The sequence below is a fragment of the Williamsia sp. z71 genome, from assembly GCF_059553375.1.
In genome coordinates, this window is sequence record NZ_JCANWX010000005.1 from 221746 (window position 1) to 242061 (window position 20316).

Genomic DNA, 20316 nt, shown 5'->3' on the forward strand with positions numbered 1-20316 from the left:
GTGGCGGCGTTTCAGCCTTCGAGAACAAATGGTGAGGTTGCCACTTCGGTGCCGTCCGACAGCGTCCCGATCTCGAAGTCCCCGAAAACCGTTGGCGCGACATCGGTGAGCTGACGCAGGCATTCGATCGCCAGTTGCCGGATCTCGACATCGGCGTGTTCGGTCGCCCGCATTCCGATGAAATGACGCCATGCACGGTAGTTGCCGGTCACCACGATCTTGGTCTCGGTGGCATTCGGCAGGACTGACCGGGCCGCCTGGCGGGCCTGCTTACGTCGCAGGATGTTGTTGGGTACGTCAGAAAATTTCTCCTCCAACGCGGTCAGCAGCTCCGAATACGCCTTCCGGCTCGCGTCGGTGGCCTCGATGAACAGTGCCTCGAGTTCCGCGTCGCCGCGGATGGCCGGTGGTGGCACCACGTTCGAATCGTGCTCGGGCACAAAGCGTTGCGAGAGCTGCGAATAGGAGAAGTGACGGTGCCGGATCAGTTCATGGGTGCACGAACGCGAGATCCCGGTGATGTAGAACGTCACGGTCGCGTGTTCGAGCAGCGACAGATGTCCGACTTCCAGGATGTGACGCAGGTACCCGGCGTTGGTTGCTGTGCGGGGGTTCGGTTTGTCCCAGCTCTGGTAGCAGGCCCGGCCCGCGAACTCGACCAGCGCTTCCCCGCCGTCGACGTCAGTGCTCCACGGCACATCGGCAGGAGCGTCGAACGACGTCTTCGCCACCAGTTGCACCTTCAACGGCACCAATTCCGACACTGCGTTTCCTCTTTCCTGTGGGTTCGAGCCTCACCGATTGTCCACCACCGCGCAGACGGACATGCGATCGACCTCTGGCGGCCCGGACAGCCACGACACCGGGTCCGTTCGACGATCATGTCTCAGGCAAATGCGGCAGACCCGACCGCCCGGGCCAGCTCCGGGGCAAGATCTCCCCGATCACCGACCTCCACCCGACCGACACCGAGCCAGACCGCCATCGCGTGGAGATCGGCTGCCAGCGACTCCGCCACCGCCCTGGGGTCGGCCCCGGGCTCATGGAAGGCTCCGAGGACCAGCAGGCGGTTACCGGGCCGGTCGGTCTTGAGGTCGACACGGGCCACCAAACGGTCTCCCATCAGGTACGGGAGTACGTAGTAGCCGTGGACGCGTTTGGCCTCGGGGACATAGATCTCGATGCGGTAGTGGAAATCGAAAAGCCGCTCGGTGCGTGGCCGGAAGAAGATGAGCGGATCGAAGGGGCTGAGCACTGCGCTCCGACTGACCGTCCGTGGGATCCGCGCCGCCGGGTCCAGATAACCCGGCTTCGACCAACCTTCTACTTCGACCTGCCGGATCTGTCCCGCCGACAGCAGGTCGGCGATCGCGTCCCGCGCAGGTTGGGGCTTGAGCCGGTAATAGTCGCGGATGTCGACCTCGGTTCCCACACCCAACGCGGTGATCGAACCCCGCACCAATTCACGGATCGCGTCGTCGCGGGCGATCTCGACGTTCGAATACTCCCCCACCACGTTCTCGGTCAGGTCGTAATAGCGATTGAAGCCGTTGCGTCGCGTTGCCGAGAGTTCCCCGGCCGCGAACATCACCTCGCACAAGTATTTGACCTGGCTACGGTCCCACCAGGTACCTTTTTTCGGACGTTTCTCGTGGCCGAGGTGATCCTCGATCAACCCGCTGGTACTGGGTCCGATCGCGGCGATCGTCTCCCGGATGACCGCGCGCATCGCCGCCGCCTTTCGGTCTCCCACCGCCTCGCGATAGCGGCCGTGACGGAAGTCGTCCATCCGCCAGCGGAACAGCGGCCAGTGTTCGATCGGCACCAACGCCGCCTCGTGTGCCCAGTATTCGGCGAGCAGGGTCGGCCGACGCGGACCCGGTTCCCAGGCTGCCTGTTCGAGTACCGCGCGATCATAGTTTCCGAGGCGACTGAAGATCGGCATGTAGTGGGCCCGGACCGCGATGCTGACCGAGTCCATCTGCAGCAGTCGGGTACGTTCGAGCACTCGTTGCAGGTGTTTGCGGTTGACGGCGCCGGTCGGCATCCGGTCTGTAAAGCCCTGTGCCGCCAAAGCAATTCGGCGTGCTTGCGCACCCGACAGCTGATCGTGGCCCGCCACTACGCCCTGACCGTGTACGTCAGGAAGCGGTACCGCAGACCGTTCGCGGATTCCAGCCACGGCTCATCGGCGGAGAGTTCCCAACGCCGCGGATCCAACTCCGGTGCCGCGGTGTCACCGTCGGGCACCTCGATGTCGATTTCGGTGACATAGGCGGTATCGGCCAGATCCGTCGCGGCCCGGTAGATTTCACCGCCGCCCATCACGAAGACAGTGGGATCGAGTTCGCGCCCGGCAGCGATCGCCGACTCGACATCCGGAAAGCTCCGGGCACCCTCGCCGAGCCAGTCCCGTTGCCGGGTGACCACCAGATTTTCGCGCCCCGGCAACGGACGAAACCTCGGCGGCAACGAGTCCCAGGTGCGGCGACCCATCACCACCGGATGTTTACCGGTGACCCGCCGAAAGTACTTCTGATCTTCGGACAGCTGCCACGGCATGTCCCCGTCGCGGCCGATCACGCCGTCGACAGACTGCGCCCAGATGAGTGCGATGGTCACCGGATCAAACCGCCACGGGCGCTTTGATTCCCGGGTGGTACTTGTAGTCGAGCACCTCGATGTCCTCGTATCGGTAGTCGAAGATCGAATCGCGCTGCGCCAAAGCCAACGTCGGGTACGGGTACGGGTCACGCGAGAGTTGTTTGGTGACCTGTTCGACGTGGTTGTCGTAGATGTGACAGTCACCGCCGGTCCAGACGAACTCCCCGACCTCGAGGCCGGCCTGAGCCGCCATCATGTGGGTGAGCAAGGCGTAGGACGCGATGTTGAAGGGCACGCCGAGGAACAGATCGGCGCTGCGCTGGTACAGCTGGCACGACAGTTTGCCGTCCGCCACATAGAACTGGAAAAACGCGTGGCACGGCGGGAGTGCCATCTGCGGGATTTCTCCGACGTTCCACGCCGAGACGATGTTGCGGCGCGAATCCGGGTTGGTCCGCAACAGCTCGAGTGCGGCGCTGATCTGGTCGATGTGTTCACCCGAGGGTGTCGGCCAGCTACGCCATTGCACGCCGTAGATGGGTCCGAGCTCACCGTTGGCATCTGCCCACTCGTCCCAGATGGTGACCCCGTGTTCCTGCAGCCATCGCACGTTCGAATCACCGCGCAGGAACCACAGCAGCTCATAGACGATCGACTTCAGGTGCACACGCTTGGTCGTGATCAGCGGAAACCCTTCGGCCAGGTCGTAGCGCAACTGGTGACCGAACAGGCTCCGGGTGCCGGTGCCCGTGCGGTCGGCCTTGGGAGTCCCCGTTTCGAGGACCAACCGCAGCAGGTCTTCATAAGGGGTCGGGATGTTCACCGCGTCGCTCACGGGGCCAAGTCTAAAGGGCGACGCCGACATCCCTGGACATGACGGCCTCAACCGCGCCGAAGCACCCTCGGCCTCACACTGTGGAGTTTTCAATGAGCACGCTGCGCAGGGAATTCCTGCACCGCGGTTATGCGGCGGTGAGTTCGGTGGTCAGGGTTCGGCGGGCGTTGGATCTGATCGCGGTCCTGGTGGCGTCGTCCGGAGCGATGAACCACGGATGGCCATCGCGGTTGATGAAGACCTCCCAGCCGCGGTGATGGATGTAGCGGTGGTGTCGCCGACACAGCAGGACCATGTTGATCATGCTGGTGCCACCGCCATGGCTCCAGAAGTCGATGTGGTGGGCGTCGGTTCGGCCGGGCGGGCAATCGCACCCGGGGAAGGCGCAGCCTCGGTCGCGGGCGATCAACGCTTTGCGGATGGCCGGCGTCACGGTTCGTTGATCGCGGCCGACATCGAGGGGTACCGAATTGTTGTCGAGCAAGATCTTGGTGATCACTGAATCGCAGGCCACCATCTGCGCGGTTGATGCTGATGCGGGTCCGGTCCATTCAAATGCGGGTGCCAACGCGGGCGCCTTGGCACCCGGGATGCCGCGTAGTTGCAGCTCCTGCAGGTGTTCCGGGGTCACCGTGACCACCACATGCGGTTTGGCGCCGCCGCGCGTCGGACGATCTTCCTGATCGAGATACGAATCCAGCAGGCGTTCCAGAGCATCCGCACGAATCTGGGCATTCGACCGGCGATCCGGTGACCCATCGGGTTCGGGTACCGGCCTCGATAATGGATCAAGCGCGACCCGCAGTTTCTCGCCCAGCAAGTTGTCCAGGTCCAGGCTGCCGTGGCTGCGTCCGTCGTCACCGGTCCCGAGGGTGAACTCGTTGAGGTCGTGGTTCTCGGCGTCGGGGATCTCTTTGTCCGGCGGCGACAGCACGATCGCCATGTGGCGTGCCCGCGCCGACACCGCCGCCGGACTCGCCATCAAGGCCTCGGTCAGTAAACCGCGCACACAGTCAGCGCGGTCCTCGCCGGCCAGATCCGGGTTCCGACGCTCAATGTGGTTGAGCCCTTTGACGATCGAGTCCACATGCTCACCCGACAACGCTCCGTCCACACCGTAGGCCGCCACTGATGGAATGTCACCGAGCGCCTTGCTCACCCGTACGTAGCGATGGGCCGCCACCGGCGCCACCCCCTCCTTCTGGAGCAGTCCGGCGGTGGACCGCTCACCCGACCTCTGAGCCAACCCACGCCGATCGACTTCACCGACCAGTCGGAAAAGTATCTGTTCCACCACATGATTGAGTCGAATAACCGCCACCGTGCGAGCTGAAATCTCAGCATCATCCCCGGCGACCACAGCCGCATCCCCGGCCAGATCCGACAACCTGGCGAACATTCCCCCGAAGTCCATGGGACAAGTTTACGGCCCAAACCCGATTCGCACAAGCTTTCGAACGAATTAATACTGTTGCATCCCAACATATTTCGCCAAACTAGCCGAGAAGATCGGGCAGTCTATCGAACGGGTCGGACACCGATACCCCGCGAGATAATTGTCACCCCATCAGCTAGACCAACTGGTCCGTGTCGGGGCGGTGGTTTCCTCTTCCTTCTCACCGCCCACCACCTCGAACAGGTAGGACAATCCGCAATGGGCAAGCTCCGGCTCCGCGACGTCACCCCAAAAGAGAAGCAGCGCTTCGCAATCTGCGCACATGAAAGTGGTCATGCAATCGTCGCGACCGTTCTCGGCGACGAGGTCGGCGCGGTGGAACGGAAGCCGAATCACCCGACGAACCTCGGGCAATGCACCTTGGGCGCTGAGCGATTCCCTGGCGTCAACAGCGCCCGCATCGCCTACGCCGGGCCGTACGCCGAAGCGTAGTGGCGGCATGGCGGCTTGCAGGCCGCCAGAGCAACAGCGATAGCTGCCGACGACCTTTCCGTTCTTGGTACGGACGATACGGGAGACCAGAACGGCGGCACAGAGTCAATCGCCGAACACGCAGATGGACGGCCCAACTCAGAGAAGACCGGAAGTAGTCGGTCAGTCGTCAACATTCCGGACGACTCCATCGATATTTCCGAGCACACGGCCGAAGGCGAGGAACCCGAAAGCAACTAGCTCATAAGCTGCGCGGCGACTGTCGCGCCCAACTCCCAGCACCGCTCCAGGTCCGCCTTCCCGGGCTTGCCCGACACTATGACGTAGTCGGCCGCCTTCGCCCAGCCGAGACCCGTAGTGATCGAATCGACGGCGCGTTCGGCCCCCTCGGTGCCCTCGTTGCCGTGCAGATACAGCCCGAACGGGCGGCCCCGCGTCGAGTCGAGAATCTGGTAGTACGCGCCGTCGAACGCATGCTTGAGCGCGCCGCTGATGTAGCCGAGGTTGGCCGGCGTCCCGAGTAGATAGCCGTCGGCTTCGAGCATCTCGGCCGGTGACACCGTCAGCGCGGGCCGCCGCACCACCTCGACGCCCTTGATCTCGGGATCGGATGCGCCGCTGACGACCGCTTCAAACATCGCCTGGCAATGTGGCGACGGCGTGTGGTGGATGATCAACAAACGCGACATCAACAATCCCCCTGTACTACTACGACTCGGACTCTTTCTCCTGCGCCACAGCACGTTTCATCATCTCGCGAGCGCGGCTGCGGTCGCCGGCGTAGTCGTAGGCCCGCGCGATGCGATACGTGGAGCGCCAATTGCTCGGGTCGGCTTCCCATTCCGCCTTGACCTGCTCGAAAAGCTCATCGGCGGCCTCACGTTCGATGCGGCCCGAAGGACGCCTCGGCAACGTCGACACGTCGAGTTCCCCGCCCTCCTCGCGCATCCGGCGGGCCAGACGCTGATGAGCGATCCCGGACCGCAGCGCACCGACGACCATCCAGACACCGAGCAAGGGCAGGATGATCACACCGATACCCAGACCGATCCCGACCACTTCACCGGTGGCCATCAGATCGATGGCACGAGAACCCAACAAGAAGAAGTAGAAAAAGAGGACCAGGACGAGAACGGCGATCCCGACGACGATCGGCCGTGCGTCTTTCTGCTTTTCGCTCACTACCTCAGGCCCGCTCACAGGTCCATCAAGTCGTCGAGACCGACGGTCAGACCCGGACGACTGCTGATCTCACGGACACCGAGCAACACCCCGGGGACAAACGAGGTGCGGTCGATGGAGTCGTGCCGGATCGTCAAGGTCTCACCCTGCGTCCCGAAGAGCACCTCCTGATGGGCGACCAGTCCGGCGAGCCGGACCGAATGCACCCGCACCCCGTCGACATCGGCACCGCGGGCGCCCTCGAGTTCGGCACTGGTGGCATCAGGGCTGATCGGCACGCCCGCCTCGGCCCGCGCCTGGGCGATCAAACCCGCAGTCCGGTACGCAGTGCCCGACGGCGCATCGGCCTTGTGCGGATGATGAAGTTCGATGACCTCGACCGAATCGAAGAAGCGCGCTGCCTGCTGGGCGAACCGCATGCTCAGCACTGCGCCGATGGCAAAGTTCGGAGCGATCAGGACCCCGACACCGGGCTTGTCGGCAAGCCATCCACGAACTGTGTCCAGTCGGGCCTCGTCAAAGCCGGTTGTCCCGACGACCGCGTGAATCCCATTCTCTATCAGGAACTTCAGGTTGTCCATCACCACGTCGGGGTGGGTGAAGTCAACCACCACATCGGTCGAGGTCTCGACAAACCGCGACAACGGGTCACCCTTGTCGACGCCGGCGCTGAAGTCGAGGTCACCCGCGGCTTCGACGCCCGACACAATTGCCTGGCCGACTTTGCCGCCGGAGCCGAGTACACCTACTTTGATCTGGTCAGTCACCCGGCCGAGTCTAGCCAGCCGGGCTCCGCCGCTCCCACCAGGGAGACCTGACGCCCGATCAGAAGATCGGCGCCGAGCCGCGCAGATGCTCGAACACCAGCGACGTGTTGGTGCCGGCGACCTCGGACCGGGCGTTGAGCATCTCGATGAACTTCCGTAGCGCCTCGGTGTCGGCGGTGGCCACGTGCAGTAGATAGTCGTCGGCTCCGGACAGGAAGAAGACGTCGATCACCTCGTCTTTGCGGCCGATCTCGGCGACAAATCGCCTGATCTGACCACGCGCATCCGATTGCAGACTCACCGCGACCATGGCGCGCAGTGGACGACCCACCGCCGCCGGGTCGATGTCGGCAAAGAACCCCCGGACCACCCCCATGTCGATGAGTCGCCGGATTCGCCCATGACACGTCGACGCCGCGATACCCACCTCCGCGGCCAGCGCACTGTTCGACATCCGCGCATCGACCTGCAGCAGTGCCAACAGTCGCCGATCGATGTCGTCGAGGCCAGGTGCCCGGGCCCGAATATTGTTCGACTCAGGCTCCATCGCGGCCTCCATATCCGAAGATTGTTCATCCAAAGATATCAAGTTGAGAATCTTCATCATGGATCTTGCGTAGTACTCGCTGTTTCTTCACCCTGGGTATCAGGCCGAGCCCACCACTACCGGAGGAGTTGTCCATGCGTGTCGGCGTCCCACGTGAGATCAAGAACAACGAGTTCCGAGTCGCCATCACCCCGGCCGGGGTGGCCGAACTCACCCGGCGCGGCCACGACGTGATCATCGAACACGAAGCGGGCACCGGATCCGCCATCGCCGACACCGACTACAAGGAAGCGGGTGCGCAGATCCTCGGCACCGCCCGCGAAGTGTGGGAACAGGCCGACCTGCTGCTCAAGGTCAAAGAGCCGATCGCCTCCGAGTATGAGCTGATGCGTCAGGGACAGATCCTGTTCACCTACCTGCACCTCGCGGCCAGTCGCGCGTGCACCGAGGCACTCCTGAAGTCCGGGACCACGTCGATCGCGTACGAGACCGTGCAGGAATCCGACGGATCGCTGCCGTTGCTCGCCCCGATGAGTGAGGTCGCCGGGCGGCTCGCCCCACAGGTCGGCGCGTACCACCTGATGCGTTCGGCGGGCGGTCGCGGCGTGCTGATGGGCGGGGTCCCCGGGACTGCACCGGCGGAGGTGGTTGTCATCGGCGGCGGCGTCAGCGGCGTCAACGCGGCCGCGATCGCGGTCGGGATGGGCGCCGAGGTGACAGTCTTCGACCTCGACATCAACAAGCTACGGGCGATCGACGCACGCTGGGGCGGTCGGGTTCACACCTGCTACAGCACCAAGTTCGACCTCGACGAGGCGATCAAGCAGGCCGACCTCGTCATCGGGGCCGTGTTGGTCCCCGGCGCGAAGGCACCGGTCCTGGTCCCCAATTCACTGGTGGCACAGATGAAACCCGGCTCGGTATTGGTCGACATCGCCATCGACCAGGGTGGCTGCTTCGAGGACTCCCGACCGACCACCCACGACGATCCGACGTTCATGGTCCACGGTTCGGTGTTCTACTGCGTGGCCAACATGCCCGGGTCGGTGGCCCGCACGTCGACGATGGCGCTGACCGGAGCGACCCTGCCCTACGTCCTGCGCCTTGCCGATCTCGGGTGGATCGAGGCCTTGCGCGCCGATCCGGCGCTGGCCAAGGGCTTGTCCACGCACGAGGGCGAACTCCTGTGCCCGCACGTCTCCGAAGCTCTGGACATCCCGCTGGGCGTCTCACCCCTGCGGATCTGACCCGTCCGGGCCGGCCCATTCCCGGACCGACATGTAGTGGGACATATTGTCCATCCGCCGCTGGACTGCCGACACCTCGCGGACCGCTTGTCCGACGAGGCTGCGGTCCAGCGGCGAAAGGCGTTGCATGGTCAGCACATCCGAAGCCGCCTCGCCACGATCGAGTTGTGCGACCTGGTAGGTCAGCCGGATCTTCTGCAACACCTCGAACACCTCGATGAGCGTGTTCGCGTTGTCCTCACTGAGCATGGCACTGCCGGCTGCGGCCGCGAGTCGGCCGCGGGTGCCGAGCTCGGGGCTCTGCACGCTCAGCGCTGCCCACCGGGCGATGTTGATCACCGGGATGAGCGCATGACCTTTGATGTCGAACGTCCCACCCCGCCGCGACAACACATCACGCATGGACCGCAATTTCGCCTTGTACGACAGTGATTCGGCGAGCAGCAGCCGCATCGTCCCCGGGTGCCGGCGCAACTCGCGGAACACCTCGGAGACCGCGGTGGCCCCCGGATCACCCCAGATCGGACGGCCATCGAGCAACAGCGACGCCAGGATCATGCCCTTGTTGTCGAGCGGCGACTCGAGCCACTGGCCGGCAACGGCCCGCCACTGACTGTGGGTTCTGGAGAACAGCGGCATGTCGGCGGTGGCCCCGTTCTCGTCGACACCGAAACCGCACTGCCGCAGCACGGAACCCACCTCGGCGAAAGCCGCACGATAGGCCGCGATCTCCTGCGGATCGGTCACCGAGTCGTCGAACGAGACCGCCGAATCCACATCAGAACTCAACACCGATTCCCGACGGGCGTTGCTGCCCAGTGAAAGCCACGTCAACGATGCGGGATCGAGATCGGGTCGGGTGGCCAGCACCATCTCCAATGCCCGCCGGACCACCGCATCGGTCAGCACCGACAGAACCGCGGTCACCTCATGAGAAGGCCGCCCGCGGCGCAGGAGATCGGCTGCCACATAACGCATCCGCCGACCCCGTTCGGCCAATGTCTCGAAAGAGTTCGCCCGGGCGATCTGCTCACGCAACGACACACCCGCACCGGCCGGGGCGTTGACGAAGTCACCGGGCACCACCACACCGCGCAGCACGCCGTGGGGATCGGTCACCGGAACACAGGTGACGCCCCGGTCCAGGATCTCGACGAGGACATCGGATGCCGGGGTGGTCGTCAGGGCCGTGACCGCCGGGTAGGACATCACCTGGTGCACCGGCTGTTGCAGGTCCGAGCCGGTGGCCACCACCCGGGCGCGGATGTCCCGGTCGGTCAGCACCCCGAACCGCCCGTCCGGGCACGGGATGACGATGTAGCCGCTGTGGTGTTCGGAGATCTGCTGAGCGGCCTGCTGCACGGTCATGTCCGCAGTACCCACCACGGGCGCGGTCCGCAATAGTTCGTCCACCGTGCCGAAATTGCTGACCGCCGGCGAATCCGCGCGTTGGGCGACCGTCAGCTTGCGGGCCAGGAACTCCGCACCGGCCAGCGACGAGAACACCGGGCGCACCGTATGTCCGGGAATCCGGTAGACCCGGACCGGACCGGCGGCCAGGGCCAGTGGACCGATGGTCGATCCGGTCAGCATCGCCGAGAAGCCGAAAACCCCGCCGGGACCGAGGATCTCGTCGGGGCCCTGCGGGTTGCGCTCGGGCGAGTTCCACAACTCGACCTGCCCGGACACCACCACCGCGAGCTCATCGATCGGCTCGACGAATCCGTTCATGATCGCGGCACCGGATTCGTGGTCCTCCACCCGCGTGGCGGCTGCGATCTTCGATAATTCTTGATCGCCGAGCGCGTCGAAGGGCGGGTGCCCGGAGAGGAACTCGGCGATCGACGACGTCATGGGACAATCGTGCCAGGTTGCCGACCACAGCGCGCAGCGCCCGTCAGTTCACCAACGCGGTCAGTGACTTCGGGAGCTGGCGATGGCTGCGGTAGGGACCGATCACGGCGGCACCGAATGGTTGTCCGAGCAGCTCCCTGGCCACTCTGCTGGTGTCGGTCGCGCTGACCCGGTCGATCTTTCGCAACGCCTCGTCGACTGTCATCCGCTTGCCGTAGTTGATCTCGCCGCGGCCGTTGCGGTGCATCCGGGACTGCGAATCCTCCAGGCCCAGGACCATCGCCCCACGGAGCGAACCCTTGGCGCGGGCGAGCTCTTCGGCGGTGATGCCGTGTTCGGCGACCTCGGTCAGGATCTTCGTCATGACCGACGTGACCTCGGCGAGATGATCGGGCGAGCAGCCCGCGTACACCGAGAAAGCACCTATATCGGCGAACGAGTCGATCGACGAATAGACCGAGTAGGCCAGTCCGCGAGACTCCCGGATCTCCTGGAACAACCGGGAACTCAGTCCCCCGCCCAGTGCGGTGTTGAGGACCGACAGTGCCCATCGGTCGCCACTGCCACGGCCCGGCGCCCGCACCCCGAGCAGCAGGTGCGCCTGCTCGGTATCGCGATACGACAGCTCGAGCGTGGGCTTACCGCCGATCGCCTTGGCGCCCGTACGAATCGGCGCCGGTTTGGCTTCCTTGTCGAGATGTCCGGCGAACGTGGCGCGCGCGGCGGCAAGGACTTCGGCATGGTCGACGTTGCCCGCGACCGACAACACCATCTTGTCGGGGGTGTAGCGGCGCTGATGGAACGAACGCACCTGTGCCCGCGTCATCGAGGTGATCGATTCGGCCGAACCGATGACCGGCCTGCCGAGCGGATGGTTGCCGTACATCGACGTCATGAACAGATCGGCGAGCAGGTCCTCGGGATCGTCGTCGCGCATCGCGATCTCTTCGAGGACCACCGCACGTTCGATTCCGACGTCTTCGGTGCGGCACTCGCCGCGCAGGACGACATCGGCGACGATGTCGATGGCCGTTGCCATGTGCTCGTCGAGGACGTGGGCGTAGTAACAGGTCTGCTCTTTACCGGTGAAGGCGTTGAGCTCTCCACCGATGGCGTCGATCTGCTCTGCGGTACTCGCCGCCGAGCGCGTCGGTGTCGACTTGAACAACAGGTGTTCGAGGAAGTGCGCGGCCCCGGCAACCGAGGGCTTTTCGTCTCTTGATCCAACCGCGACCCAGAGTCCCACCGACGCCGACCGCACGCCGGGGAGATACTCGGTGACCACCCGCAGCCCACCGGGCAGTACGGATCTCCGTACTGCCCGGTGGGTAACTGAGGACACAGACTTATGCGTCCCGGTCAAATCTGCTGTGCGGCTCAGGCTTTCGCCTCTGCGCCGGCGTCGGCAGGTGCAGCGGCCTCGTCTTCGACGGGGACCAGGCTGATCTTGCCGCGATCATCGATGTCGGCGATCTCGACGCGGATCTTCTCGCCCACGTTGACCACGTCTTCGACCTTGCTGATCCGCTTGCCCTTGCCCAGCTTGGAGATGTGGACGAGGCCGTCGCGGCCCGGAAGCAGCGAGACGAACGCACCGAAGGTGGTCGTCTTGACGACGGTTCCGAGGAACCGCTCGCCGACCTTGGGCAGCTGCGGGTTGGCGATGGCGTTGATCATGTCGATCGCGGCCTGGGCAGACGGACCATCGGTGGCGCCGACGAACACGGTGCCGTCGTCCTCGATGGAGATGTTCGCACCGGTCTGCTCGGTGATCGAGTTGATCATCTTGCCCTTGGGCCCGATGACCTCGCCGATCTTGTCGATCGGAACCTTGACCGTGGTCACGCGCGGCGCGTACTTGCTCATCTCGTCGGGCTCGTCGATGGCTTCTGCCATGACCTCGAGGATGGTGTTCCGCGCGTCCTTTGCCTGGGCCAGAGCCGAGGCCAACACGCTCGAGGGGATGCCGTCGAGCTTGGTGTCGAGCTGCAGGGCCGTCACGAAGTCCTTCGTGCCCGCGACCTTGAAGTCCATGTCACCGAAGGCATCTTCGGCGCCGAGGATGTCGGTCAGGGCGACATAGCGCGTCTGGCCGTCGACCTCGTCGGTGACCAGACCCATGGCGATACCGGCGACCGGCGCCTTGAGCGGCACACCGGCGTTCAGCAGCGACATCGTCGAGGCGCAGACCGAACCCATGGACGTCGAGCCGTTGGAGCTCAGCGCCTCGGACACCTGGCGGATCGCGTACGGGAACTCCGCGACCGACGGCAGCACCGGCATCAGAGCGCGCTCGGCGAGTGCGCCGTGCCCGATCTCGCGACGCTTCGGCGAACCGACACGGCCGGTCTCACCGGTCGAGTACGGCGGGAAGTTGTAGTGATGCATGTAACGCTTGCTGGTCTCGGGTCCGAGCGAGTCGACCTGCTGGGCCATCTTGACCATGTCGAGGGTGGTGATACCCAGGATCTGGGTCTCGCCGCGCTCGAACAGGGCGCTGCCGTGTGCGCGCGGGATGATCGCGACCTCTGCGGACAGCGAGCGGATGTCGGTGACACCGCGGCCGTCGATGCGGAAGTGGTCGGTCAGGATGCGCTTGCGCACAAGCTTCTTGGTCAGCGACCGGAATGCGGCACCGATCTCCTTCTCGCGGCCTTCGAACTGGCCGGCGAGCTCGGTCAGGATGTCCGACTTGAGCTCATCGGTCTTGTCGTCACGCTCCTGCTTGCCGGCAATGCTCAGGATCTCTCCGAGACGTGCGGCGCCGGCTGCCTCGACGGCTGCGAAGACGTCGTCGCCGTACGGCGGGAACAGCTGGAAGTCACCGGTCGGCTTGGACGCCTCGGCGGCCAGCTTCTGCTGTGCTTCACACAGGCGGGCGATGAACGGCTTGGCTGCCTCGAGGCCCTCGGCGACAATCGCCTCGGTCGGCGCCTGGGCGCCGCCCTCGATCAGCTCGATCACGTTGTCGGTGGCCTCGGCCTCGACCATCATGATCGCGACGTCGGCGCTGTCGCCTTCACCGGAAACGACGCGGCCGGCGACGACCATGTCGAAGACTGCGCCTTCGAGCTGCTCGACGGTGGGGAATGCAACCCACTGGCCGGCCTTGTTCTCATCAGTCGGGATCAGGGCCACGCGCACGCCACCGACCGGTCCGGAGAACGGCAGTCCGGCGATCTGGGTGGACGCCGAGGCCGCGTTGATCGCGACGACGTCGTACAGGTCCTTGGGATCGAGGCTCAGGATGGTGACGACGACCTGGATCTCGTTACGAAGACCGTCGACGAACGACGGGCGCAGCGGCCGGTCGATCAGACGGCAGGTCAGGATCGCGTCGGTGGACGGACGGCCTTCGCGGCGGAAGAACGATCCGGGGATGCGGCCGGCGGCGTACATCCGCTCTTCGACGTCCACGGTCAGCGGGAAGAAGTCGAAATGGTCTTTGGGGTGCTTGCCGGCGCTGGTGGCCGAGAGCAGCATTGTCTCTTCGTCCAGGTAGGCGACGACTGCGCCGGCTGCCTGCTGCGCGAGACGTCCGGTCTCGAAACGGATGGTGCGGGTGCCGAAGGTGCCGTTGTCGATGATGGCGGTCGCTTCGGTGATCTCGTCGTCGTACTCCACAGCGTCTGTGCTGGTGACGTCGGTCATGTGTGGGAATCTCCTACTGTTGGCTTTCAGGTTCGCGACCGACCTGCTAACAGTCGGCCGGCTCGCGGGCAAACACACGCGAGTAGGCCCTGCGCCAGGAGAATGTGCGGCTGTCGCCGTGTGACGGCCGTCGATCGAAGCCGCCGGACAAAATAACTACGTTCCGGGAGCCACTACCGAAGACCGCTCACCAGTGCGGACGCACAGACGAACATTTTCCTGGCACAAAAGCCAAGCCGAGGATATCACTCGACATCCCCGGCTTTGACTATCTTGGGTTTACATCTGGACGGCCAAGCCGGTCAGATGCGCTTTGCCGGGCGACTCGCCGAGGCGTGTCACCGTGGTGGCAACTAGCGGCGCAGACCCAGGCGCTCGATCAGCGTGCGGTAGCGCTGCACGTCGACCTTGGCGACGTACTTGAGCAACCGGCGACGCTTGCCGACGAGGAGCAGCAGGCCACGACGGCTGTGGTGGTCATGCTTGTGCTCTTTGAGATGTGCGGTCAGATCAACGATCCGCTTGGTCAGCATTGCGACCTGAGCCTCAGGAGATCCGGTGTCGGTCTCATGCAAGCCGTACTCGGCGAGAATGGTCTTCTTTTCTTCAACGGTCAGTGCCACTAGAACTCCTGGTTATGACGATCGCGCGTGAGTGTGAGTACACCCGGCGGTCTTGCAACCACCGCATGAACGTGATGTGGCCACCGCGAACCGCAGCACACACCAACCGACAACTCTACCGGCGGGCCGACCGCCCGACCAAATCGTCAGATCACGGCAGCAGCAGGCGGGTCTGGTCCACGTCGGCGGCGATCTGGTCGGTGAGGTTCGAGACGTCGTCGTACTTCGCCTGACCACGGATCCGGGCGACGAAGTCGACTGCGACGTGCTGGCCGTACAGATCCGCCGAGGTGTCCAGGACGTACGCCTCGATGGTCCGGGTGCGGCCGGAGAACGACGGGTTGGTGCCCACCGACACCGCTGCGCGGTAACTCTCCCCCGGTTCGACGTGGCCGACGACCGGCCCGGCACCGAGGACTGTGAACCAGGCGGCGTACACACCGTCGGCCGGGATCGCCGAATACATCGGCGGGGCGATGCTGGCCGTCGGGTAACCGACATCGCGGCCACGGCCGTCACCGCGGACCACAACGCCCTCGACGCGATGCGGTCGTCCGAGCGCTTCGGTGGCGGTCGCGACATCACCGGCGTCGACACACGACCGGATGTACGTGGACGACAGCGTCACCGCGTGTTCTCCCAGGAGCGAGACGGCCTCGACCTCGAAGCCGAACCGCTCGCCGAACTTGCGCAGTGTGTCGACGTTGCCCGCCGCCTTCTTGCCGAATGTGAAGTTGTCACCGACCACCACGACTTGGGCGTGCAACCGCTCGACGAGCACCTCGTGGGCGAAATCCTTGGGACTCTGCGCGGCCAGCACCGGCGTGAACGGCATGACGCAGAAGACGTCGATACCGAGTTCCTCGGCCAATTCGGCGCGTCGGGTCAGGGTCGAGAGCTGTGGCGGATGGGTCCCCGGGCGCACGACTTCGGCGGGATGGGGATCAAACGTCATCAGGACCGCGGGCACGCCTCGTTCTTTGGCAGCCCGGATGGCCCTGGTGATCAGTTGAGCATGCCCCCGGTGGACGCCGTCGAACACGCCGATCGTGACCACACACCTGCCCCAGTCCGCGGGGATATCGTCAAGCCCTCGCCAACGCAACACCGCACAAGCCTACGACCCCGCCCCGCCCGGTGCGACAGCGCACACGCCGTCGACCCGCCGGGGCCGGGAAACGGCGTTCAGTTCGGTGCGGCGGTGACACAGATCCCGGGCGGTCGTCATAAACTCGGTCGGTGCCCCCTTCGAAGACCCCTCCCGAATCCACGGTGGACGCTGCCACCCTGGCCGGGCTCAAGGCGGTCTCCGAGCTCTCGACGGTCACCCAGGACTATCTGAAGGTCATCTGGACCGGGCAGGAATGGAAGCCCGAGAAGATCACCACGAAGATGCTCGCCGAGAAACTCGGTGTGTCGCCGTCCACGGCTTCGGAGGCGATCCGCAAACTGGCCGACCAGGGCCTGGTGGTGCACGAACGCTACGGATCGATCACATTGACCGAGACCGGTCGCACCGCCGCGATCCTGATGGTCCGGCGGCACCGCCTGCTCGAGACCTTCCTGGTCCGGGAACTCGGATACAGCTGGGACGAGGTCCACGACGAGGCCGAGGTTCTCGAACACGCGGTCTCCGAACGGTTCATGGCCCGACTGGACTCCAAACTCGATCATCCGACCCGCGACCCGCACGGCGATCCGATCCCGTCGATCGACGGTTCGGTGCCCACTCCCGACGCCTCGCTGCTGGCAGATCTGGAGGTCGGTGCCGGCGGACGCATCGCGCGGATCGCCGATACCGATCCGGAGATGCTGCGGTACTTCGATTCCGTCGGTATCGCGCTGGACCGCAGAGTGGTCATCCGCGAACTCCGGCCCTTCGCCGGGACCATCGAGATCAGCATCGACGAAGGCGCGCCCATCGACCTGGGAGACATTGCCGCCCGGGCGATCTGGCTCGTCACCGCTTAGCCGCCCCCGCCCGTGCCCGGCGAACCGGGGTCGCGCGGCAGTTCAGCAAGCCAAGTGTCGACCGCGCGTTGTGAGCGCAACCGGACGACAACGAGGTGCGGATACTCCGAGGCGATCCGCGGCACGAGGTCGGTGTACTTATGCCGGGTGGTGACCGCCCACCGAAGGACGTGCATGCGGTCGGTCAGAATCACTCGGAGCGGCGGTTCGACATTGCCGTTCCAGAGCACTTCGCGGCGCAATCGGCGGCGCACGGTCCGCCGCAGCAGCCGCGGGAATGTGGTGCGCCAGAACGGGGGATCGAGCCAGACCAGGAGTTCGGCGTGCTGCGCGAGGATCCGTCGCGCACTCGCATACTGCCACTCGGTGACCCACGACCCGGTGCCGACGAGCGCGCGTACGTCGTCGCCGAACTCGGTCCGCGGCGTCCAGTTCGGCCCATGGAAGAGGGCATCGATCTCGGTGTGGGGCACGCCGATCACCGTCGAGATCCGTCCGGCCAGAGTGGTCTTGCCCGAGCCCGACACGCCGGCCACCAGAACGCGTCTCGGGCGTTCTCCCGGGTTCACCGGCCGCGTAGGGTCGCCGGTCGCACCACCATGACCGAACTCGCGCGACGGCCCTTCTCCTGTAGTAGCGCAATGGTGTGACCGTCCGGGTCGATGGCGGCGTAGGTCCCGTCCATCCCGATCGGCTCGAGCCACCGGCCCTGACTGATCGATTCTGCCTCTTCGGCGCTGATGTACCGGTGCGGGAAGGCGAACTGCGCGGCCGCATCGATGTCGAGGGAGACACCCGGCTCATCGGCGACCTCTTCGAGGGTGCGGGCGACGTCGAGTCCGAACGGTCCAACCCGGGTGCGCCGCAACGACGTCAGGTGTCCCCCGACCCCCAGCGCGCTTCCGAGATCGCGGGCCAGTGACCGGATGTACGTGCCGGCCGAGCATTCGACCTCGACGTCCACATCGGTGTACGTGAGCGCGTCGGGATCGTCGTCGCCGGGCGGCACCACCCGAACCTCCCCCACCTCGAAGCGGGAGACGGTGACCGGCCTGGCCTTCAATTCGAACTCCGTGCCGTCACGCACCAGCGCATGCGCGCGGCGGCCGTCGACCTTGATGGCACTGACCCGGGCCGGGATCTGACTGATGTCGCCGGTCAACACGGCAATCTGCTCGGTGATCTGTTCGACGTCGATGTGCCGGGCGTCGGCCGACGAGATGATCTGGCCCTCGGCGTCATCGGTGTCCGTCGCGGCCCCGAGACGGATGGTGGCCGTGTACGCCTTGGTGGTCAACGACAGCAGGCCGAGCATCTTGGTGGCCCGCTCGACCCCGATCACCAGCACGCCGGTGGCCATCGGATCAAGTGTGCCTGCGTGCCCGACTTTCCTGGTCTTGAGCAGCTTTCGGCACCGGGACACCACGTCGTGACTGGTCAGTCCCTGGGCTTTGTCGACGATCAGCAGGCCGGCACCGTCCAGGCCCGAACTCGGTTGGGTCATAGCGAGATCACCGCGATGATCAGTCCGCCCTCGACAAGCCAGCGGCCGTCGAAACGCAGCAGCGGTTCGCCACCGTCGATGGTGGCCCCATCGACCAGCAACTCGCTGCGAAACGTACCCATGCTCTTCGTCTCCGTCTGTTCGAACGTAATGTGTGCGTCCTCGAAACCCAGCCAGCGCTTCGTCAGCGGGAACCAGGCCTTGTACGTTGCCTCCTTGGCGCAGAACAGGAGTCGATCCCAGTGCACGGAGTCGTCGCGGGTGGCGAGGACCTCACGCTCGGGTTCCAGACTCACCGCATCGAGCACCCCCTCGGGCAGGGGCGCGTGTGGCTCGGCATCCACACCGAGTGACCGCACCTGCATCGAGTACCCGGCGATGGCGGCCCGGTACCCGTCGCAGTGGGTGAGGCTGCCGACCACCTGGCGCGGCCACAACGGCTCGCCCTTCTCGCCACGCAGGATCGGCACCGGTTCGATGCCCAACTGGCCCAGAGCTTCTCGCGCGCAGTTTCTCGTGGTCACGAACTCTTTGCGGCGCTTCTCCACGGCCCGTGCGATCAGTCCGGCCTCGGCGGCCAGGGGTGCAACATCGGGCATCTCACCAAACGATTCGGCCACCGCAACCCCGGAGGGCAACAGCTTTTCGATCATGGTGTCCCGCCTCGTTCCTGTTCACGCTGCGCTCTGCGCGCCTTGATGTCTTCCCGCTTGCGCGTCAATTGTTCGGCGAACTCGGCGGCTCGCTCCCGATAGTCGGGGGGCAATTCGAACCGGGCCCCGTGTTCGGGCAGGTGCTCGGGCCGCAACCCCTCGTCCGGCGCGATCTTGCGGAGCAGGGGTTCGGGCAGACCCCGCCGATTCCATTCGCGGGGATAGCCGACCGAGACCTCTTCGAAGCGGACGTCGTCGTACCAGGTGGTCCGCGGGATGTGCAGGTGTCCGTACACGCAGCACGACGCGTTGTACCGGGTGTGCCAGTCCGCGGTCAGTTCACTGCCACACCACAGCGCGAACTCCGGATACATGAGCGCGTCGGTCGGTTCGCGCCGCAACGGCCAGTGGTTGATGAGTACTTTCGGCTCGGTCCGGTCGAGTTGATCCAACCGCTTGCGGGTCAGTTCGATCCGGGCGCGTCCCCATGCGTCACGCGTCGGATAGGGCTCGGGCGAGAGCAGGAACTCGTCGGTGGCCACCACGTTGTTCTCCCGGGCCACGGCCAGCGCCTGCAGCTTGTTCGTGGTTCCCGCGGGCCGGAAAGTGTAGTCGTACAACAGGAACATCGGCACCACACGGACCGGGGTCGAACCATCCCCGGCGTCGAAGAGCGGATAAATGTCCTCGGGGGTGAGGACGCCGAGGTCGCGGCACATCTGGATGAGGTAGTCGTATCGCGCCACCCCGAAGATCTGCATCGGATCCTTGGCGGTGGTGTACAGCTCGTGGTTGCCCGGGACCCAGATCACGGTCTGGAACCGGGCCTTGAGGCGGCGCAGCGTGTCGGACAGGTCGTCGGTGCGCTCACTGACGTCGCCGGCGACGATCAGCCAGTCGCCTTCGCTCTGCGGCTGGATCCTGTCGATCACCGATTCGTTGCCGCGATGTGCGACATGTAGGTCACTGATCGCCCACAATGTCGCCATG

The 20316-nt window shown here is 65.1% G+C and carries 21 protein-coding genes; 3 read left to right on the forward strand and 18 right to left on the reverse strand.

What is annotated here, in order from left to right; translation table 11 throughout:
* Nucleotides 1–11: 11 nt before the first annotated feature.
* From thyX to AC51GR_RS14100, 5 genes are all read right to left on the reverse strand, one after another.
* A complete protein-coding gene (thyX, locus tag AC51GR_RS14080; protein ID WP_496325258.1) occupies nt 12–764 on the reverse strand; it encodes an FAD-dependent thymidylate synthase in 753 nt (250 codons plus the stop codon).
* A gap of 122 nt (nt 765–886) precedes the next feature.
* Entirely contained in the window at nt 887–2047 is a 1161-nt protein-coding gene (locus AC51GR_RS14085) for a winged helix-turn-helix domain-containing protein (protein ID WP_496325259.1), read from the reverse strand.
* 74 nt (nt 2048–2121) lie between these two features.
* On the reverse strand, nt 2122–2622 hold the full coding sequence (locus AC51GR_RS14090) for a dihydrofolate reductase (protein WP_496325260.1): 501 nt from the start codon (nt 2620–2622) through the stop codon (nt 2122–2124).
* A 4-nt stretch (nt 2623–2626) separates the two neighbouring features.
* Nucleotides 2627–3469, reverse strand: coding sequence for a thymidylate synthase (locus AC51GR_RS14095; protein WP_496325261.1), 843 nt, complete (start codon nt 3467–3469; stop codon nt 2627–2629).
* 97 nt (nt 3470–3566) lie between these two features.
* Complete coding sequence (locus AC51GR_RS14100; protein ID WP_496325262.1) at nt 3567–4853, reverse strand: HNH endonuclease signature motif containing protein; 1287 nt, start codon at nt 4851–4853, stop codon at nt 3567–3569.
* Between the two features lie 240 nt (nt 4854–5093).
* Between AC51GR_RS14100 and AC51GR_RS14105 the strand changes: the two genes are divergently transcribed.
* Nucleotides 5094–5327, forward strand: a complete 234-nt coding sequence (locus AC51GR_RS14105; RefSeq protein ID WP_496325263.1) for a hypothetical protein — start codon at nt 5094–5096, stop codon at nt 5325–5327.
* Nucleotides 5328–5563: 236 nt separating this feature from the next.
* Here AC51GR_RS14105 and AC51GR_RS14110 read toward each other — a convergent pair whose 3' ends face one another.
* Genes AC51GR_RS14110 through AC51GR_RS14125 form a run of 4 tightly spaced genes read right to left on the reverse strand, consistent with a single transcriptional unit; the run spans nt 5564 to nt 7823 of the window.
* Nucleotides 5564–6016, reverse strand: coding sequence for a flavodoxin family protein (locus AC51GR_RS14110; RefSeq protein ID WP_496325264.1), 453 nt, complete (start codon nt 6014–6016; stop codon nt 5564–5566).
* Between the two features lie 19 nt (nt 6017–6035).
* Nucleotides 6036–6509: a hypothetical protein gene (locus AC51GR_RS14115; protein WP_496325265.1), complete on the reverse strand. Its 474-nt coding sequence runs from the start codon at nt 6507–6509 to the stop codon at nt 6036–6038.
* A 14-nt stretch (nt 6510–6523) separates the two neighbouring features.
* Nucleotides 6524–7276, reverse strand: coding sequence for a 4-hydroxy-tetrahydrodipicolinate reductase (gene dapB, locus AC51GR_RS14120; RefSeq protein WP_496325266.1), 753 nt, complete (start codon nt 7274–7276; stop codon nt 6524–6526).
* Between the two features lie 58 nt (nt 7277–7334).
* Nucleotides 7335–7823 carry an Lrp/AsnC family transcriptional regulator gene (locus AC51GR_RS14125; protein ID WP_496325267.1) on the reverse strand — a complete coding sequence of 163 codons (489 nt, stop codon included), beginning with the start codon at nt 7821–7823 and terminating at the stop codon, nt 7335–7337.
* Nucleotides 7824–7957: 134 nt separating this feature from the next.
* On the opposite strand from AC51GR_RS14125, the gene ald reads away from it, so the two are divergent.
* Complete coding sequence (gene ald, locus AC51GR_RS14130; RefSeq protein ID WP_496325268.1) at nt 7958–9070, forward strand: alanine dehydrogenase; 1113 nt, start codon at nt 7958–7960, stop codon at nt 9068–9070.
* On the opposite strand, the gene AC51GR_RS14135 is transcribed toward ald, so the two are convergent.
* From AC51GR_RS14135 to AC51GR_RS14155, 5 genes are all read right to left on the reverse strand, one after another.
* Nucleotides 9053–10924, reverse strand: a complete 1872-nt coding sequence (locus AC51GR_RS14135; protein ID WP_496325269.1) for a putative nucleotidyltransferase substrate binding domain-containing protein — start codon at nt 10922–10924, stop codon at nt 9053–9055. The two genes, ald and AC51GR_RS14135, sit on opposite strands and share 18 nt — an antisense overlap.
* 43 nt (nt 10925–10967) lie before the next feature.
* Nucleotides 10968–12266, reverse strand: coding sequence for a M16 family metallopeptidase (locus tag AC51GR_RS14140; protein ID WP_496325270.1), 1299 nt, complete (start codon nt 12264–12266; stop codon nt 10968–10970).
* Nucleotides 12267–12301: 35 nt separating this feature from the next.
* Nucleotides 12302–14575, reverse strand: a complete 2274-nt coding sequence (locus AC51GR_RS14145) for a polyribonucleotide nucleotidyltransferase (protein WP_496325271.1) — start codon at nt 14573–14575, stop codon at nt 12302–12304.
* Between the two features lie 353 nt (nt 14576–14928).
* Nucleotides 14929–15198: a 30S ribosomal protein S15 gene (gene rpsO / locus AC51GR_RS14150; protein ID WP_496325272.1), complete on the reverse strand. Its 270-nt coding sequence runs from the start codon at nt 15196–15198 to the stop codon at nt 14929–14931.
* A gap of 151 nt (nt 15199–15349) precedes the next feature.
* Nucleotides 15350–16306: a bifunctional riboflavin kinase/FAD synthetase gene (locus tag AC51GR_RS14155; RefSeq protein ID WP_496325273.1), complete on the reverse strand. Its 957-nt coding sequence runs from the start codon at nt 16304–16306 to the stop codon at nt 15350–15352.
* Nucleotides 16307–16470: 164 nt separating this feature from the next.
* Between AC51GR_RS14155 and AC51GR_RS14160 the strand changes: the two genes are divergently transcribed.
* On the forward strand, nt 16471–17169 hold the full coding sequence (locus tag AC51GR_RS14160; RefSeq protein WP_496325464.1) for a metal-dependent transcriptional regulator: 699 nt from the start codon (nt 16471–16473) through the stop codon (nt 17167–17169).
* On the opposite strand, the gene AC51GR_RS14165 is transcribed toward AC51GR_RS14160, so the two are convergent.
* Genes AC51GR_RS14165 through AC51GR_RS14180 form a run of 4 tightly spaced genes read right to left on the reverse strand, consistent with a single transcriptional unit; the run spans nt 17166 to nt 20315 of the window.
* Entirely contained in the window at nt 17166–17738 is a 573-nt protein-coding gene (locus AC51GR_RS14165) for a P-loop NTPase family protein (protein WP_496325274.1), read from the reverse strand. The genes AC51GR_RS14160 and AC51GR_RS14165 overlap by 4 nt on opposite strands.
* Nucleotides 17735–18673: a tRNA pseudouridine(55) synthase TruB gene (gene truB, locus AC51GR_RS14170; RefSeq protein ID WP_496325275.1), complete on the reverse strand. Its 939-nt coding sequence runs from the start codon at nt 18671–18673 to the stop codon at nt 17735–17737. The genes AC51GR_RS14165 and truB overlap by 4 nt, the downstream gene beginning before the upstream one ends.
* The gene (locus tag AC51GR_RS14175) at nt 18670–19326 is read right to left on the reverse strand and encodes a 4'-phosphopantetheinyl transferase family protein (protein ID WP_496325276.1); all 657 of its coding nucleotides are present in this window, start codon (nt 19324–19326) and stop codon (nt 18670–18672) included. Before AC51GR_RS14175 ends, truB begins: the two co-directional genes overlap by 4 nt.
* Nucleotides 19323–20315 (reverse strand): metallophosphoesterase family protein, encoded by a 993-nt coding sequence (locus tag AC51GR_RS14180; protein ID WP_496325277.1) that lies wholly within the window; start codon nt 20313–20315, stop codon nt 19323–19325. Before AC51GR_RS14180 ends, AC51GR_RS14175 begins: the two co-directional genes overlap by 4 nt.
* Nucleotide 20316 lies beyond the last annotated feature (1 nt).

Coding starts and splice junctions, on each gene's coding strand:
- AC51GR_RS14085 (WP_496325259.1), bottom strand. CDS start 2,047: ATGCCGACCGGCGCCGTCAACCGCAAACACCTGCAACGAGTGCTCGAA.
- AC51GR_RS14095 (WP_496325261.1), bottom strand. CDS start 3,469: ATGTCGGCGTCGCCCTTTAGACTTGGCCCCGTGAGCGACGCGGTGAAC.
- AC51GR_RS14100 (WP_496325262.1), bottom strand. CDS start 4,853: ATGGACTTCGGGGGAATGTTCGCCAGGTTGTCGGATCTGGCCGGGGAT.
- AC51GR_RS14105 (WP_496325263.1), top strand. CDS start 5,094: ATGGGCAAGCTCCGGCTCCGCGACGTCACCCCAAAAGAGAAGCAGCGC.
- AC51GR_RS14110 (WP_496325264.1), bottom strand. CDS start 6,016: ATGTCGCGTTTGTTGATCATCCACCACACGCCGTCGCCACATTGCCAG.
- AC51GR_RS14125 (WP_496325267.1), bottom strand. CDS start 7,823: ATGGAGCCTGAGTCGAACAATATTCGGGCCCGGGCACCTGGCCTCGAC.
- ald (WP_496325268.1), top strand. CDS start 7,958: ATGCGTGTCGGCGTCCCACGTGAGATCAAGAACAACGAGTTCCGAGTC.
- AC51GR_RS14135 (WP_496325269.1), bottom strand. CDS start 10,924: ATGACGTCGTCGATCGCCGAGTTCCTCTCCGGGCACCCGCCCTTCGAC.
- AC51GR_RS14145 (WP_496325271.1), bottom strand. CDS start 14,575: ATGACCGACGTCACCAGCACAGACGCTGTGGAGTACGACGACGAGATC.
- truB (WP_496325275.1), bottom strand. CDS start 18,673: ATGACCCAACCGAGTTCGGGCCTGGACGGTGCCGGCCTGCTGATCGTC.
- AC51GR_RS14175 (WP_496325276.1), bottom strand. CDS start 19,326: ATGATCGAAAAGCTGTTGCCCTCCGGGGTTGCGGTGGCCGAATCGTTT.
- AC51GR_RS14180 (WP_496325277.1), bottom strand. CDS start 20,315: ATGGCGACATTGTGGGCGATCAGTGACCTACATGTCGCACATCGCGGC.